Source organism: Nocardiopsis sp. JB363 (assembly GCF_900143625.1).
GTDB lineage: Bacteria > Actinomycetota > Actinomycetes > Streptosporangiales > Streptosporangiaceae > Nocardiopsis.
This window is the reverse complement of the sequence record NZ_FRFF01000135.1, coordinates 69,371-85,751: the sequence shown is the minus strand read 5'-3', so window position 1 is coordinate 85,751 and position 16,381 is coordinate 69,371. Positions and strand designations below refer to the sequence as shown.

General features: G+C 70.2%; 13 protein-coding genes. 4 read left to right on the top strand and 9 right to left on the bottom strand.

The window, feature by feature from the left end:
• Positions 1–30 precede the first annotated feature (30 nt).
• From BQ8420_RS32410 to BQ8420_RS21265, 5 genes are all read right to left on the bottom strand, one after another.
• On the bottom strand, positions 31–189 hold the full coding sequence (locus BQ8420_RS32410; protein WP_200816033.1) for a hypothetical protein: 159 nt from the start codon (positions 187–189) through the stop codon (positions 31–33).
• Positions 190–246: 57 nt separating this feature from the next.
• Entirely contained in the window at positions 247–525 is a 279-nt protein-coding gene (locus BQ8420_RS21280) for a WhiB family transcriptional regulator (RefSeq protein ID WP_087100916.1), read from the bottom strand.
• Between the two features lie 194 nt (positions 526–719).
• Positions 720–1,070, bottom strand: a complete 351-nt coding sequence (locus BQ8420_RS21275; protein WP_235006400.1) for a hypothetical protein — start codon at positions 1,068–1,070, stop codon at positions 720–722.
• A 236-nt stretch (positions 1,071–1,306) separates the two neighbouring features.
• The gene (gene tesB, locus BQ8420_RS21270; RefSeq protein WP_087100914.1) at positions 1,307–2,197 is read right to left on the bottom strand and encodes an acyl-CoA thioesterase II; all 891 of its coding nucleotides are present in this window, start codon (positions 2,195–2,197) and stop codon (positions 1,307–1,309) included.
• Complete coding sequence (locus BQ8420_RS21265) at positions 2,190–4,298, bottom strand: ATP-dependent DNA helicase UvrD2 (RefSeq protein WP_087100913.1); 2,109 nt, start codon at positions 4,296–4,298, stop codon at positions 2,190–2,192. Before BQ8420_RS21265 ends, tesB begins: the two co-directional genes overlap by 8 nt.
• A 257-nt stretch (positions 4,299–4,555) precedes the next feature.
• Here BQ8420_RS21265 and BQ8420_RS21260 point away from each other — a divergent pair, with 257 nt between their 5' ends.
• Both BQ8420_RS21260 and BQ8420_RS21255 read left to right on the top strand, forming a co-directional pair.
• On the top strand, positions 4,556–4,816 hold the full coding sequence (locus BQ8420_RS21260; RefSeq protein ID WP_087101010.1) for a mycoredoxin: 261 nt from the start codon (positions 4,556–4,558) through the stop codon (positions 4,814–4,816).
• Between the two features lie 170 nt (positions 4,817–4,986).
• Positions 4,987–5,406, top strand: coding sequence for an ANTAR domain-containing protein (locus BQ8420_RS21255; RefSeq protein ID WP_200816039.1), 420 nt, complete (start codon positions 4,987–4,989; stop codon positions 5,404–5,406).
• A gap of 155 nt (positions 5,407–5,561) precedes the next feature.
• On the opposite strand, the gene nudC is transcribed toward BQ8420_RS21255, so the two are convergent.
• Both nudC and BQ8420_RS21245 read right to left on the bottom strand, forming a co-directional pair.
• Positions 5,562–6,512 (bottom strand): NAD(+) diphosphatase, encoded by a 951-nt coding sequence (gene nudC, locus BQ8420_RS21250; protein WP_087100911.1) that lies wholly within the window; start codon positions 6,510–6,512, stop codon positions 5,562–5,564.
• A 124-nt stretch (positions 6,513–6,636) separates the two neighbouring features.
• Positions 6,637–8,013 carry a dipeptidase gene (locus BQ8420_RS21245; protein WP_087100910.1) on the bottom strand — a complete coding sequence of 459 codons (1,377 nt, stop codon included), beginning with the start codon at positions 8,011–8,013 and terminating at the stop codon, positions 6,637–6,639.
• Between the two features lie 151 nt (positions 8,014–8,164).
• Here BQ8420_RS21245 and BQ8420_RS21240 point away from each other — a divergent pair, with 151 nt between their 5' ends.
• Both BQ8420_RS21240 and BQ8420_RS21235 read left to right on the top strand, forming a co-directional pair.
• Positions 8,165–8,707 (top strand): EF-hand domain-containing protein, encoded by a 543-nt coding sequence (locus BQ8420_RS21240; protein ID WP_087100909.1) that lies wholly within the window; start codon positions 8,165–8,167, stop codon positions 8,705–8,707.
• A 214-nt stretch (positions 8,708–8,921) separates the two neighbouring features.
• Positions 8,922–9,575: a DUF4333 domain-containing protein gene (locus tag BQ8420_RS21235; RefSeq protein WP_087100908.1), complete on the top strand. Its 654-nt coding sequence runs from the start codon at positions 8,922–8,924 to the stop codon at positions 9,573–9,575.
• A gap of 63 nt (positions 9,576–9,638) precedes the next feature.
• On the opposite strand, the gene BQ8420_RS21230 is transcribed toward BQ8420_RS21235, so the two are convergent.
• Positions 9,639–13,124: an ATP-dependent helicase gene (locus BQ8420_RS21230; protein WP_087100907.1), complete on the bottom strand. Its 3,486-nt coding sequence runs from the start codon at positions 13,122–13,124 to the stop codon at positions 9,639–9,641.
• Positions 13,117–16,347, bottom strand: a complete 3,231-nt coding sequence (locus BQ8420_RS21225) for an ATP-dependent DNA helicase (protein WP_200816038.1) — start codon at positions 16,345–16,347, stop codon at positions 13,117–13,119. Before BQ8420_RS21225 ends, BQ8420_RS21230 begins: the two co-directional genes overlap by 8 nt.
• Between the last annotated feature and the right edge of the window lie 34 nt (positions 16,348–16,381).

Genomic DNA, 16,381 nt, shown 5'->3' with positions numbered 1-16,381 from the left:
TCGTTCACCGAGTCACCGAGTGGATCGGCGTCAACACAGCCGCGACCACGCGATTTCCATGAGCGATTCCTCCAAGCGGCGCTCCTCCCGCTGACGGGCGCGCAGCTGTCGGGCACCCATCCTTCTGAGCTGGTGCTCTCTCGGCTCCTGCTCGGTCCGCTCCACCATTCGCATGAGTTCCTGCATCATCGCTCTTCGAGTCCTCTTCGATCGTGCGTGCTTTGTGAGACGAGATGGTCGCGGCCCTCAGGCCGCGACGGGGGCCGGGTTCTTCCGGGGGCGGCCACGGGGGCGCTTGCGCGCCACCACCTGACCGGAGACGAGCAGCTGCCCGCCCCAGACGCCCCACGGCTCACCCCGCTCCAGGGCGTCCGCCAAGCACTGCTCCTTGATGGGACAGTCCCCACAGATGGCCTTCGCCGCCTCGACGTCGGCGGGAGCCTCCGCGAAGAACAGGTCCGGCTCTCGACGGCAAGGGATGTCGACTTCACCCAGCTGGGGCGTTACCAGGACCGACGCAAGCATCGGTGCCCTCCAAGATCTTTGATCGTTCGTACAACGCGGTCGGTGTTCGATCACCGGAACCGGTCCGGTGAGGGACCTGGACTCTGCGATGTCGCCGTCTTCTCTCCGCCCCTGGGGGACGGAGGGCCTGACGGAGATACAAAGAAAGCCGCGGGCCCCTTATCGGGGTCCGCGGCCACGGAGTGGAACGCCGGCTAGGCCGGAATCCTCCGTGGACACTCCCCCGATGCGCCATAACGGCGCCGGGTTTCCTTCAGGGCGTGGATGCCACCGGTGAACTCGCCACGATCAAGGGCGAGTCCGGACTCGTCGCGCAGGGCGCCGATGACACCGGGTTCGGACACAGTGGTCCCCTCGGACACGGAAACTCCGGCGAGGAGTAGGCCCGTGTCGGAGGCGGCCACGCCGCCCAGGGTGTTCATACGGTCGCCACCGAAAGTGCGCTCGAAGGCGTCACCGCTCAGGTCGATGCCCAAGCCGAAGGACGGCACGAACGACTGCCAAGCGGCTGCGAAACCGGTGGTCTGCTGCTTCTTCGTCATCATCAGATCGGGCACCTCCTTCAAAGTCGGGCACAGGGTCTTGCACCTGAACCGAGAGCGGTCATTGCGACGTTGTACACACTACGGTCGCCCAGTAGAAGAGGGCAACCCATTTTTGACCTGCGAAAACGTCCACATCCGGCCAAAACTTTCACGGCGCCGGCGGCGAGTCGGAGAGTGTCGACCTCTCCCCTCCTGCCCCTGTCGAGGCGTCCTCCCAGGTCCGCCCGCCGAACCCCTCAGGACCAGCCTTCGGCGTCCACCACGCGGATCATCCCCTCCTGCATGACGGAGCAGACGAGCTGTCCGTCGCGGGTGTACACCAATCCCCGCGCCAACCCCCGTGCGCCCTGCGCGGTCGGGGACTCCTGCGCGTACAGCAGCCACTCGTCGGCGCGGAAGGGACGGTGGAACCACATCGCGTGGTCCAGGCTGGCCATGGCGATGCCCGCGAACGAACGCCCGTGCCGCAGCAGGACGGTGTCCAGCAGCGTCATGTCGGAGGCGTAGGTCATCAGGCACACCTGGGTGAGACGGTCGTCGGGGAGCCTGCCGTCGACCTTGAACCACACCGGGTTGGTGGCGGTCCGCAGCTCCGGGTCGCGTTCCGCCTCGAAGGACATCGCGCCCACCGGTCGCATCTCGATGGGGTGCCACTGAACGAAGTTCGGCACCTTGCCGAAGGCCTCTCGCAGCCGTTCGCGGGTACTCGTCAGTTCCTCCGGCGGTGGCACGTCCGGCATCGGGATCTGGTGGTCCAGCCCGGGCTCCTCCTTGTGGAAGGAGGCCGACAGCGTGAATATCGCCTTGCCGTGCTGGATGGCCACCACCCGGCGAGTGGTGAAGGAGCGCCCGTCGCGGACCCGGTCGACCTCGTAGACGATCGGCACCGACGGATCGCCCGGCCGGATGAAGTAGGCGTGCAGGGAGTGCACGTACCGCTCGACGGGCACCGTCCGGCCCGCAGCCACCAGGGCCTGGCCGGCGACCAGACCGCCGAAGACCCTTTGGGGCCCCTCTTCCGGGCTGATCCCCCGGAAGATGTTCTCCTCGATCCGCTCCAGGTCCAGGACCTTCAGCAGCTGGGCCAGGGACTGCCCGCCATCGCCGACGTCGAAGCCGTCACTCATCCTCTTCCTCTCCGTCACCGGAAGTCGGCCCCTCCGGGTCGTCGCCCGCCACCAGCGCGAGCACCGCCTCACCGTAGCGATCCAGCTTCACCGCGCCGATCCCGGATACCGCGGAGAGCTGGGACACGCTGCTCGGTTCCTGTTCCGCGATGGCCTGCAGGGTGGCGTCGGTGAAGATCACGTAGGCGGGGACCTTCTGTTCCTGCGCGGTCCGGCGCCGCCAGTCGCGCATCCGTTCCAGCAACGCCTCGTCGTAGGTGGAGGGACAGTCCACACAGCGCCCGAGCTTGCGTTCGGTGATGTCGGTGAGCGTGTTGGAACATACCCGGCAACGCACCACCCCGCCCTTGCGTCGATCCCGACGCGCGCCCGTGGAGGGCGAGGCGGGCCGCAGTCCGTCGAGGAACCGCGAGGGCTTTCGGGTCTTGCGGCCCCCGGGCGAACGCGCCAGCGACCAGGACATCGCCAGGTGTTCACGGGCGCGGGTGACGCCCACGTAGAAGAGTCGGCGTTCCTCCTCGACCTCCTCGTCGCTCTCGGCGTAGATGATGGGCATCATGCCCTCGGTCAACCCGGCCAGGAACACCGCGTCCCATTCCAGGCCCTTCGCGGAGTGCAGGGAGGCGATGGTGACCCCCTCGAAGCCGGGCGCGTGCTCGGTGGCCATGCGCGTTTCGAGCTCGTCGACGAAGTCGGCCATGGTGGCGGACCGCCCACCGGGTCCGGGTCTGGCCGCCATGTCCTCGGCCAGCTGGGCCAGGGCCGACAGGGACTCCCAGCGTTCCCGGGCCTGACGGCCCTCGGGCGCGGCGTCGGTCAACCCCATCTGGGACAGCAGGTGACGCACGGTCCGCACCAGGGGTTCGTCCTGCTCGTCGGCGGCGCTCTGTCGGGCCCCGCGCAGGGTGTGCACGGCCTTCCTGATCTCGGGACGCTCGAAGAAACGGGTGGAGCCGCGCACCGTGTAGGGCACGTCCTGGTCGCTCAGTGCCTGCTCGTAGGCGGCGGATTGGGAGTTGATGCGCACCAGGACCGCGATCTCGCTCGCGGGCGTCCCCTCCTCCAGCAGGACGCTGATCTTGCGGGCGACGCCGTTGGCCTCCGCGAGCTCGTCGTCGTACTCCTGGTAGATGGGGTCCGGCCCATCGGCGCGCTGGGCCTGGAGGGTGAGGTGCTCGGCCGCGGTCCCGCCCTTGGCCTGGCCGATCACGTGGTTGGCCACACGGACGACCTGGGGGGTGGACCGGTAGTCGCGGACCAGCCGCACCATGGTGGCGTGCGGGAAACGGGCCCCGAACCCGGTGAGGTAACCGGGGGTGGCGCCGGCGAAGGAGTAGATGGTCTGGCTGGGGTCGCCGACCACGCACAGGTCGTCGCGGTCGCCGAGCCAGGCGTCCAGCAGGAGTTTTTGCAGTGGGTTGACGTCCTGGAACTCGTCGACGACGAAGTACCGGTACTGGTCGCGGACCCGCTGGGCGATGGCCGGGTACTCGTTGATCATCCCCGCGGTGAGTTCGAGCATGGACTCGAAGTCGAGCAGATTGTGCTCACGGCACAGCTCCTCGTAGGCCTCGAAGACCCGGGCGACCTCGACCGCGGGCATGGGCGCCTGTCGGCCGGCCTTGACGATGGCCTTGTCGTAGTCGTCGGCGCGCACCTGTGTGACCTTGGACCACTCGATCTCGCTGGCGAGGTCGCGCAGTCCGGTCCGGTCCGGTTGCAGACCCACGGCGTTGGCGGCGCGCGCCACCACCTTGATCTTGCTGTCGATCAGGGTGGGTTTCTCACCGCCGACCACTTGCGGCCAGAAGAAGGAGAGCTGGCGCAAGGCGGCCGCGTGGAAGGTGCGGGCCTGGACCCTGGGAGCGCCCAGGGAACGGAGTCGGCCGCGCATCTCACCGGCGGCGCGCGCGGTGAAGGTGACCGCGAGGACCTGCTGTTCGGAGACGACCCCACCGGCCACGGCGTACGCGATCCGATGCGTGATGGCCCGGGTCTTGCCCGTGCCCGCACCCGCCAGGATGCACACGGGTCCGCGCAGCGCGCGTGCCGCCTCGGTCTGTTCCGGGTCCAGTCCCTCCAGGACACGGTCGGGGTCCATGGTGCTCCTGCATCTGGTCGGACGGGTGGGTCTGGGTGGACAGTCTCTCAAGTATCGGCGCCTGTCGGAGTCGACCGTCCACAGCCCCACCCTGAACAGGCCGAACGAACCGAGTGACACATTCAAGAACCAGTCGCGTCTGTGAGGCGTCCCACGTTGTGTCGAACCGCCATGGGAAGCGGCTCAGGTTCCTCGGTGTTGGAACTGTCGGGATCTTCCCGAACCATGGCAGTCGACACGGAAAAGACGTGAGCGAGATGACGAGTACCGGTACCGAGCGGTTCACGATGTACACCACCCCCTGGTGCGGCTACTGCAAGCGGCTCAAGAGCCAGCTGGCCCGTGAGGGCATCACCGGCCGAGAGGTGAACATCGAGGAGCACCCGGAGGCCGCGGATCTCGTGTCGAAGGTCAACGGTGGAAACCAGACGGTTCCCACCCTGGTCTTCAGCGACGACTCGGCCATGACCAACCCGTCGCTCGCTCAAGTGAAGAAGAAGTTGGCCGAGCTGGCCTAGGACCGACGGCGCGGGCCGCCTCACGCGGCCCGCCCGATGGGGAGCCCTCCCTCAGGGCGACCACACCCCGGTCCTGGGCGGCCCGGCCGACACCGGCAGACCTGTACATGACGGGGAGTGTGGAGTTGGGGGACGACGTGAGACCTCATGACATAGCGACCACCGACACGGTGGACGCCGAAGTGGTGCGACGCACCCCGCACGGGTGGCGTGTGGGCGGCGGGCAGAGATGCGACGACGCCCCGGACCTGATCAGCGCGATGGTGCTGGCGGACCTGCTCACCTCGGAGGCCGGGGGGCCACGCCCCCGCGCCCAGGCACCGGGACGGGCCCCCGAGGGGGCTTCGGAGGTGGATCGCCTGAAGCACACCATCGCGCAGTTGGAGCACGCGCTGCACTCACGTGTGGTGGTGGAGCAGGCGATCGGCGTCCTGGCGGAGCGGCACACGATGCCGCCTCGCGAGGCGTTCGAGCGGCTGCGTTCCTCCGCGCGTTCGCGTGGGCGCAAGGTGGCCGACCTGGCCGGGGACGTGGTGGAGAGCAGCACCAGCCCACTGACCGTCCTGCCGGACGAACTCGGCGAAGTCTGATCGGGCGCCGGTCCGATCGGGCCGGCCCACACGAGTGGTGAGCCGCGGACCGTCCGACACGGGGGACGGACGGTCCGCGGCTTCGCCGTGTCGAGTCCTTCGGCACCTCCGCCGGCGCTTCGGCCCGACCTTCTTCAGCCCGACCGTCCTCGGGGCTACCAGCCGCCGGGCAGTCGACCCCCGTACCAGTGCTCGATGAGGGTGCGCGCGATGGAGATCCGTCCGGGCAGGATCACCTCTCCGTCCCTCGCCGCCGCCGCGAGTTCGGGTCGGGTGAACCAGCGGGCCTCGGCGATCTCGTCGTCGGTGGCCACGCTCTCCCCCACCGCGAGCGCGGTGTAGCCCACCATGAGGCTGCGCGGGAACGGCCAGGGCTGAGAGGACAGGTAGCGCGGGTTCTCCACGATCACACCCGTCTCCTCGGCGACCTCGCGGACGACCGCCTGTTCCAGGGACTCCCCGGCGTCGACGAACCCGGCCAGCACCGAGAAACGCCGTGCGTCCCAGTTCGGGTTGCTGCCCAGCAGCGCCTCGTCCCGGCCATCGCGTTCACGGTGCACCAGCATGATGACCGCCGGGTCCATCCGGGGGAACTGCTCGGTGCCCTCCTCCTCGCAGACCCGCACGTGTCCCGCCTTCTCGATCCGGGTGCGGGAACCGCAACGGGGGCAGAAGCCGTGGGTGGCGTTCCAGTTGGCCAGGGCGATGGCCCGGGTGAACAGACCGGTGTCGTGGTCGTCGAGGACAGTGCCGACCTCGCGCAACGACGCGGGTTCCGCGACGGGGTTGACGGCCAGCTCCTGGTGGGAGCGCACCGCGAAGTACGCGCGTTCCCCGTCGCTGCCCAGGAGGTAGCGCTCGCCCTTGGGCGCCTGCTCGGGCGTGATGAGGACGAGCTCTCGGGTCTCGCCGGTGGTGACCAGGGCGCGGGACTGTTTGGCCATCAGCGCCTGCCAGCCGTAGCTTCCGGGTTCGCCGCCCTCCAAGACCAGCACCCGGGTGTTCGTATCGGCCCAGGCCTTGGCCAGCCACTCGTCGTCACCTCGGCGGTGTCCGGCGGAGTCGACCGCGGCGCGGGAGAGTGCGGGTACGGAGTCGGAGTCCATGGGGCCTTCCTGTGTTCGTGCTCGGCACACCAGGTGTAACGCGTTCGGGGGCGCCGCGCACTCCCGACGGGGGAACCCGCGCACTTTGCCGGATACGAAGTGCGCGGGTGCGACCGTGGGGAGCTCAGGCGCCCTTGCCCAGTTCCTCCCACAGGTGGGCGGCGCTCTCGGCGCCCTTGAGCAACAACGGCATCTCGACCTTCTCGTTGGGGGCGTGGATGCGGTCCTCGTTGAGGCCCACGGCCACGAACACCAGAGGGGTGTCGAGGATGTCGGCGATGTCGGCCTCGGGCCCGCTGCCGCCCTCGCGGGTGAACAGGACCTCCTTGCCGAAGGCGCGGCCCATGGCGGAGCGGGCGGCCTTCAGAGCGGTGGAGGACAGGTCGGAGGCACAGGCGCGCACGCCGGGGCCACCGAACTCCAGTTCGGCGCGGACGCCGTCGGGGGTGTTCGCCTCCACGTACTCGCGGACGCGGTCCTGGATCGCCAGGGGCTCCTGTCCCGGGACCAGGCGGAAGCTGATCTTGGCGTGCGCGGAGCGCGGAACGATCGTCTTGCCGCCGGCGCCGGTGTGGCCGCCCCACATTCCGTTGACCTCGGCGGTGGGTCGCAGCCAGACACGCTCCAGGGTGCTGTAGCCCTTCTCACCGCGCGCGGCGGTGGACCCGGCGGTGGCCAGCCACTGCGCCTCGTCGAAGGGCAGGCGAGAAATGAGCTCGCGCTCCTCGGCACCGGCCTCGACGACACCGTCGTAGAAACCGGGGACGGCGACCCGGTCGTCGGCGTCGTGCAGTCCGGAGAGCAGGTCGCTCATGATCTTAAGCGGGTTGGGGACGGCACCACCGAAGGAGCCGCTGTGCAGATCGCGCTCGGGGCCGTACAGGTTGATCTCGACGTCGGTGACACCGCGCATGCCCACGCACATGGAGGGGGTGTCGGGCGCCCACATGGTGGTGTCGGAGATGACGGCGACGTCGCAGGCCAAACGTTCGCGGTTGGTCTTCATCAGCTCGGCGAAGTGCACCGACCCGGACTCCTCCTCGCCTTCGACCAGCAGCTTGATCGTGACGGGCGGGGCGTCCGCGCCCGAGGCGGCCAGGGCGGCGCTCACGCCCAGGGCGTGGAAGAGCACTTGGCCCTTGTCATCGGAGGCGCCGCGCGCGTACAGGGAGGTGCCGCGCTCGGTGGGGACGAACGGTTCGGTCTCCCACTCGTCGAGCGGGTCGACCGGCTGGACGTCGTGGTGACCGTAGACCAGCACGGTGGGCGCGTTCGGGTCCGCGGCGGGCCATTCGGCGAACACGGCGGGCAGGCCGGGCGTCTCCCAGACCTCGACCGTGGGGAAGCCGGTCTCGGTGAGGTGGTCGGCGAGCCACCGGGCCGAACGTCGCACGTCCTCGTGGTGTTCGGGGTCGGCGGAGATCGAGGGGATCGCCAGCCACTCCTTGAGCGCGCTGAAGAACTCGGCCTTGTGGTCGTCGATGTAGGCGCGTGCGTCCATATGCCGTCCTTTTCCTGGACATCCTTGTCGGCTTCGACCTTAGGACCTGGACGAACATGAGGAGACCCGGGATCGGAGGAACCGTTCGAGGTACATGGCACTCTGACGACAGGGGTGGGAGAAGCCCGCCCTGATCTCGAAGGAGAGCCACGTGAACACCAATCCCCGCATCGCCGCCCGGTTCGGCGACCTGTTCGACGTCTTGGACACCGACAACGACAAGGCCGTGACCTGGGCCGACTATCAAAGGCTCGTGGACCTGTACGTCGCCGGTTATGGACTGGAGGCCGAGGATCCCCGGGCTCAGGCGATCCAGAGCGCTTACGAATCCATGTGGCGCAAGCTGGTCGACCTCTCCGGGGCTCAGACCGACGGGCTGGACCGGGACTCGTTCGTGGGCGCCATGCACGCCGCGTCGGAGGACCGCAGCCGTTCCAACGCGGCGGAGGCCGTGGCGGAAGCGGTCTTCGACCTGCTGGACGTGGACGGTGACGGCCGGATCAGCGAGGCCGAGTTCCTGGTCTACGCGAAGACGTTGGGTGCCGATGAGGCGAGCGCCCGCACCCGGTTCGCGCATGTGGACACCGACGGGGACGGTGACATCAATCGCGAGGAGTTCGTGTTGTCCGCCCGTCAGTACCTGTTCGGCGACGACATCGACTCCCCCGGCGGGTTCGTCTTCGGCGTGGTCTGAACACTCGGTGAGAGCGGCGGTGACCTTTTCACGGTCATCGCCGCTCCGTGCGTTTCCACACCGCCTTCACAGCCGACCTTCCGCCGGTTCGGGTGATCGCTCGAACGCAGGGCGCCAGAACACGAACCCGCATCGAAATGTCCGGTTCAGGAACTAAGGCCTTGGTTCTCGGGTCAATCCTCATGGCCCGACCCGGAAAACCAAGGAGGACACGATGCGGCAAATCAGAAGCGATCGGATCATCGCCGGAGCGGCTCTCGGCGCGTTGCCCCTACTCCTGGTGGGCTGCTCGTTCAGCTTCGGTGGTCCGTCCGCCGTCCCCGCCGCCGACGTCGCCGAAGAGTCGAGCCGGATGCTCACCGAGGAGATCGGCCAGGCCCCGGACGAAGTCACGTGCGCCGACGACCTCCCCGCCGAAGTGGGCGCCGAGATCCGCTGCGAACTCGTGGACGACGGCGTCACCTACGGCGTGACCGTCACGACCACCTCCGTCGAGGGCAACGACGTCGAGTGGGACGTCGTGGTCGACGCCGAATCCGCCGAAGGATCCGCGTCCGACCCCGGGATCACGGGGGACGAGACGACGGAGGAGGACGGAGCGACCACGGGGAACGACGGCGACCAGGCGAGCGGTGACACCGTCCCCGCCACCGATGTCGCAGAACAGTCGTCCGCCGAACTGACGGAGATCGTCGGTCAGGCCCCCGACTCCTTCACCTGCGCCGAGGACCTTCCCGCGCAGGTGGGCGCCGAGATCCGCTGCGAGCTCATGGACGGCCCCAGCACCTACGGCGTGACCATCACGACCACCTCGGTCAACGGCGGCAACGTGGACTGGGACATCCAGGTCGACGAGACGCCTCGGTAGAGCTCGAACCTCGCGGCCTCGGGCGGACGGCGGTGACCCCACCCGAGGCCGCGACGTGGTCCGTCAGTCGGGTTCGGGCAGGCGGGTGAACAGCGCGGCCAACCCCTCGCCGTCGAGCAGGTCCACGGGACGCACGGTCTCGTTCGCGCGCACGTAGTGGAAGGCGGCCCGCACCTCTTCCGGCGCCGCTCCGACCAGGTCGGTCCAGGCCAGTCGGTAGGCGGCCAGCTGTACCGCCGCGGCCCGTCGTTCCGCCGCGTTGCCGGGCGGGCGCCCGGTCTTCCAGTCGACCACGTCGTAGGTACCGGTCTCGGAATCGTGGAAGACCGCGTCCATGCGGCCGCGGATGAGACGGTCGCCGATGACCGTCTCGAACGGCACCTCCACCTCCAGCGGCACTCGGCCGCCCCACTCGCTCTCCTCGAACCTGCGCTGGAGTTCGGCGAGGTCCTCGTCCTCGCCCGCGGTCTCGTCGGCGGCCCCGGGCAGTTCGTCGAGCAGGGTGGCGTTCTGGCCGAAGCGCTGCTCCAACCAGGAGTGGAAGGCGGTGCCGCGCCGGGTGTGGGGGGCGGGCGGACGAGGCAGCGGCCGGCGGATCTGTCGGGCCAGCGCGGAGGGGTCCCTGGCCAGCCACACCATGGAGGAGACCGACAGGTGGTCGGGCAGCTCCACTTCGACCGGTCCGTCCCCCGGTCCGGTGGCGGCGCGGTCCCGGTGCGCGAGCAACAGTTCGGTGTCGCGTTCCCAACCGCGGAGCCTGCGACGCAGCGCGTCGGGCGTCTTCGCGGGCAACACGGACTCGCCGGCCCGCAACCTGGACCTGGCTCGTTCCACCAGGTCGGCCCCGGCCAGGATCTGCTCACGACGGCCGTCCGTCCGGGGGGAGGGTTCCGTGGTGGGCACGGGTTCGGAACCCGGTTCGTAGTCGGCCACGGGAGCGTCGTCGTACTCGGGGTCGTACTCCGGCTCGTACTCGAACTCGGGTTCGAGCTCCGGTTCGGTGCCGGGCCGAAGCTCGGACTCGGGCTCGGGCTCGAACCCCGGTTCGGGCACGGTGGTCGGCTCCGCCACGGGCAGTTCCCGCGGCGGCCACACCGCCGAGGACTCCTCGTCGTCGTGCGGGTTGGTCTCCTCGGGGTCGGGCGGCGGCGCCCAGGTCACCACGGACCCGGCACCCCTCTCGCAGGCCTCACGGATCTCCTCCAGGAACACCGACGGCCCGCGCGGGGTGCTCCCCGTCCGGCCCCACCAGTGGCCGGTGCACACCAACGCGTAGGAGGCTCGGGTGACCGCGACGTAGGCCAGCCGGCGCTCCTCCATCAGGTGGCGGGCCTCCTCGGCCGCCTTGAACTCGGCGATGTCCTCCTTCTCGACCCCGCGCAGGGCGGGCAGGCTCGCCCGGTCACCGCGCAACGGGTAGGGCAGCAGGTGGTCGGCCTTGACCCAGGCCAGGGAGTCACGGGCCTTGGCGGGGAACAGCGGCGCGCGCTTGCCGGCGCTGATCCCGGGCACGAACACGACCGGCCATTCCAGCCCCTTGGCCCCGTGCATGGTCATGAGCTTGACGCTGTCGGAACCGCCCACGCGTTCACCGGGGCTGAGCGCGCTCTCGTTCTCCTCGGCGGCGTTGAGGTAACCGAGGAAACTGCCCAGACCGGGGTCCTCGGTGTTGCCCACGAAGCGCACGGCGTGGTCGACGAAGGCGTCGAGGTCGGCCCGGGCCGACAGCGGGTCCCGGTGGGTGCGCGCCCCCACCTCGATGTCCAGGCCGAGCATGCGTTCGATCTCGGTGATGAGGTCGGGCAGGGGCTGCCCCACGAGCTTGCGCAATCCTCGCAGCTCTTCGGCCAGTCGGCCGAGGCGTTCGTAGGCGGTCGCGGAGTAGGCCTCGGCGGAACCGGGGTCGTCGACGGCGTCGACGAGGCTGCCGCTCTCGGCGGTCAGGTCCAGGACGGTACGGCGCAGCAGGTCCTCGTCCGGTTCGTCCCCGTGATCGGGCGCGGAGGTGGTCAGGTCGCGTCGAGTGTGCCGGGCGAGCTCGGCGGCCCGGGCGCCCAAGGCCGCCAGGTCGCGCGGACCCAACCGCCATCGGGGGCCGGTGAGCAGACGGGCGAGCTCGTTGCCCGCCGACGCGTCGTGGACCACGCGCAGGGTGGCGATGATGTCGCGGACCTCGGGCACCAACATGAGCCCGCCCAGTCCGACGACCTCCACGGGGATGTCGTGGGCCTCCAGCGCCTCGCGCAGCGGCGGGAACTGGGCACGTTTGCGGCACAGGATCGCGATGTCGCCGGGGCCCACGGCGCCGTCGGAGGCTCCACCCGACTCCCCCTCCGGCCACGCCAGACCGTCCGGGGCGAACACCGGACCGCCGTGGTCGTCGGCGGTGGCACGGACCAGGCTGCGCACCTGGTCGGCGATCCACGCGGCCTCCTCCGTCTCGGTGGCGAACAGCGCGGACATGGCGGTACCGCGCCCACGGCGTGCGGGCCCCGGATACAGGACGGGCACGTCGGTGGCCTCGGCGCGTAGTTCGTCGGAGACCCGTTCGGCCACGTCCAGCACGCGTTGGCCGTTGCGGAAGCTCACCGACAGGCGCCGTACCGGGGCGGGGCGACCGGGAGCAACCGGGAAATCGGTGGGGAAGCCGGTGAGGTTGGCGGCGATCGCGCCCCGCCAGCCGTAGATGGACTGGCAGGGGTCGCCGACGGCGGTCACCGGATGGCCCTCGCCGAACAGGGCGCGCAGCAGCGCCAGCTGGGCGTGGCTGGTGTCCTGGTACTCGTCGAGCAGCACCACGCGGTAGCGGCCGCGTTCGATCAGCGCCACCTCGGGGTGGTTGAGGGCAATGCGCGCGGCCAAGGCCATCTGGTCGCCGAAGTCCATCGCCTCCCGGAGGCGTTTGGCGTCGTTGTAGCGCTCGACCAGCGGAAGCAGCTCCTCACGGCGCCGCTGAGCGTCCACCAGGTCCCGGGTGGGTTGGGTGGGTTTGCGTCTCATGGCGTCCACGCCGGCCTGGATCCAACGGCCCACCCCGCGTACCCCGTCGGTGGTGGTGAGGTGGTCGGCGATCTGTCCGGACAGGTCCAGGACCCGGCGGGTGACGGCATCCGCTCCGACGTTGACGTGTCCCATGGGACCGTCGTACTCACCGACGATCCGGGCCGCCAGTTGCCAGGACTGGCCCTGGCTGAGCAGCCGGGAGGTGGGCTCGACCGCCTCCCGCAGGGCGTGGTCGGCCACGATCCGTCCCGCGTAGGCGTTGTAGGTGGAGACCGTGGGTTCGCCGTCCAGCAGCTCCTCGGGGAAGAGTTCGGTGGCACGCAGCTGCTCCAGGCGCTTGCGCACACGTTCGGCCAGCTCGGCGGTGGCCTTACGGGTGAAGGTCAGGCCGAGCACCTGTTCGGGGCGCACGTGCCCGTTGGCGACCAACCAGACCACTCGGGCCGCCATGGTCTCGCTCTTACCGGACCCGGCGCCGGCGATCACCACACCCGGTTCCAGGGGCGCGGAGATGACGCGTGCCTGTTCGACGGTGGGTTCAGACATGTCTGCCCTCGTCCTGGACCGGGCAGCAGGCGCGCACCGCGCACGAGTTGCACCCGGTGTTGCGGGTGGCGGCGAATCGGGACCCGCCCATGCCGGTGGCGACCTCGTGCACGAGGGTCTGCGCCCATCCGGGGTCGGGGTCCTCGCCCAGGGGAGGCTGGGCCTGTTCGCGTGCCTTCTTGCTGAGCGCCGCCTTGCCGACCTGTACGAGCGCGGCGCCTCCCGGTTCGGCCAAGCCGAGCTTGGCGAACGCGCCCCTGAGCACCGCCATCTGGTAAACGCCCAGCTGGGGGTGGCGGGCCAGCTCGTCGGCCTTGGTACCGCCGGTCTTGATGTCGATGACCACGGCACGGCCCTGGTCGTCGCGTTCGAGTCGGTCGACACGGCCGGTGATCTCGATCCCGCCCACGTCCACCTTGAAGCCTTCCTCGGTGACGACCAGCGCACGGTCGTTTCCGGCGTCCCAATCGATGAGCTTGCGGACCATCTCGTCGGCGCGTTCACGCTGCTTGTCGGACTGCCAGGGACCGCCGAAGTCCAGGTCGGACCAGATCTCGTCCATGCGGTCGCCGACCTCCTCGGCGCTGCTGCCCTGGGCGACCAGGACGGCCACGGCGTGCACGACGGTGCCGAGCGCGGAGGCGGAGTCACCGGAGGAGGCTCCGGCGGCCCGTTCCAACAGCCAGCGCAACTGGCAGTTGGTGAAGCTCTCCACCTGGGAGGGGGACACCCGGATGGTGTCGTCGGGTTCGGAGAGGGGACGGTCGTCGCTGAAGGGGGTGAGGGCGTACCACTCGGCGGGGTCGGCGCCGCGCACGCCCTCCTCGGCCAGGCGGGCCAGGTGGGCGGCGGAGGCCTCGCGGAGCGGCCCGGGGGCCTCGGGGTCGGTGACCACCGAACGCAGGTCCGCGACCAGGGCCGGCAGGGAGAGCCATCGGCGCCCGGTGCTGATCGGTTCGGGGTCGCCCAGGCCCATCTCGGTCAGGAAGCGCGAGGGACGTTCCTCCGCGTCGTCACCGCCCACGCAGGTGACGTAGAGGGTGCGTCCGGCGCGGGTGAGCGCCACGTAGAAGAGCCGGCGTTCCTCGTCCAGGAGTTTGGAGGCCAGAGCGGCCCCGAAGGAGTCCGCCGAGTGGCTCTCGGCGTCGACCAACTCCTCCACTCCCAACAGGGAACCGCGCAGCCGCAGGTCGGGCCACTCGCCCTCCTGGGCGCCGGCCACCACGACCAGGCCCCACTCCAGCCCCTTGGACCGGTGCGCGGTGAGGATGCGCACGGCCTCGCCCTCGGGCGCGCGCTCGGCGAGGCTGTCGCCGGGGATCTCCTGGGCGGCCAGGTCCTCCAGGAACCCGTCGGGGGTTCCCGGCGGCAGCCGGTCGCAGTAGCGGGCGGCGCTCTCGAACAGGGCGACCACGGCGTCCAGGTCGCGGTCGGCGGCGGCGCCGCGGCGTCCGCCCGCCAGACTCGCCCGAAGCAACCGGTCGGCGAGACCGCTGTCGCGCCACAGCTCCCACAGGACCTGTTCGGCGTCGGCGCCCTTGGCGGTCAGGTCGCGCACGGTGCGCAGCGCCTTGGCGACACGGGTGGCGGGCGCGGCGATCTCGGGGTCGATCAGGGTGAGTTCGCGCGGATCGCGCAGGGCGTCGACCAGCAGTCGGGAGGAGGATCGATACCCGGTGTCCGGCTCGTCGCCCTCCTCGCCCTGGAGGGTTCCGTCCTCGGTGGTCGTGTCCTCGGTGGTCGTGTCGTGGGTGGTCGTGTCCTCGGTGGGCGCCTTCTCCCGGGCGGCGCGGACCCGGTCCAGATCCAGCCTGCGCAGGGCCCGCACCAACCGGCGCAACCGGACGGTGTCGGCTTCCCCGAAGGGACTCATCAGGAGTTCGCGGGCGGCGTCGTCGTCCAGCCCATCCGGGCGCAATCCGTGCCGGATGAGACCGAGCAGGGGTCGGACCAAGGGCTCCGCCGCCACCGGAAGTTCGTCCGAGCCCACCACGACCGGCACCGACGCGGCGGTGAGGGCGCGGCGAAGCACCGGCAGCTGCCTGCTGGAGGAGCGCACCAGCACCGCCATGTCCGACCACGGGACCCCGTCGATCAGGTGGGCCCGGCGCAGGGTGTCGGCGATGACCGCGGCCTCCTGGGTGGCGCTGTCCGCCATCAGCAGGTGCACCTCGCCGTCGGGAACCCCCTCGGCCGGGGTGAGGTCCCGGTGGGCGTTGACCTGCCCACGCGCGGACGCCACGGCGGGCAACCGCCGGGTCAACCCGCGGGAGGCGGCCAGCAGGGCGGCCCCGCTACGGCGGCAGGTGCGCAGCGCCACGACCGGAGCGTCCTCGCGCCACAACGTGGGGAAACGGCTCGGGAAGTCCAGGATGTTGTGCACCTCGGCGCCACGGAACGCGTAGATGGACTGGTCGGGGTCTCCGACCGCGATCAGGTCGCGCCCGTCCCCGGCCAGGGCGCGCAACAGCTCCTCCTGGGCCGGGTCGGTGTCCTGGTACTCGTCGACGAACACCACCTCGTGGGCGGAGCGTTCCCTCTCCTGCACCTCGGGGTCGGAGAGCATGTTCGCGGCGACCCGCACCAGTTCGGCGTAGTTGAGCGTGGGCACGGGGGCGATGTCGAAGCGGCCGTTCATGCGGGACAGGAAGCCGGCGGCCGAGGACCAGTCGTCGCGGTCGCGTTCCGCGGCCATCGCCGTCAGCGTCTCGGGCCCCAGACCTCGTTCCTGGGCGCGCATCAGGAAGTCCCGCAGTTCCTCGGCGAAACCGCGCGTCTCCAGGGCGGCGCGGAGCCGTTCCGGCCAGGCCTCCCCGCCGTCCGCGAGTTCCCACCGCAGGAGTTCACGGACCTCCATGAGCTGTTCCGGCCCGGACAGGAGTCGGGGCGCGAGGTCGCCCATGCGCTGGAACTCGCGGCGGATCAGCGAGTAGGCGTAGCTGTGGAAGGTGAGCGCCAGGGGCTCACGAGTGGTGCGGCGCAACCGACCGGTGATGCGTTCGCGCAGTTCCTGGGCGGCCTTACGGCTGAAGGTGAGCACCAGGATCCGTGAGGGATCGACACCGCGGTTGTCGATGCGATCGACGACGGCCTCGACGATGGTGGTGGTCTTTCCGGTCCCCGGGCCCGCGAGCACCAAGAGGGGACCACCGGGGTGATCGACCACTCTCTGCTGGTTCTCGTCCAGCACCGGCGGCGGCGTCGCCTGATGGGCGCGCCGCACGAGACGGTACGGGGATGTGTTCACGCCCCCAGTT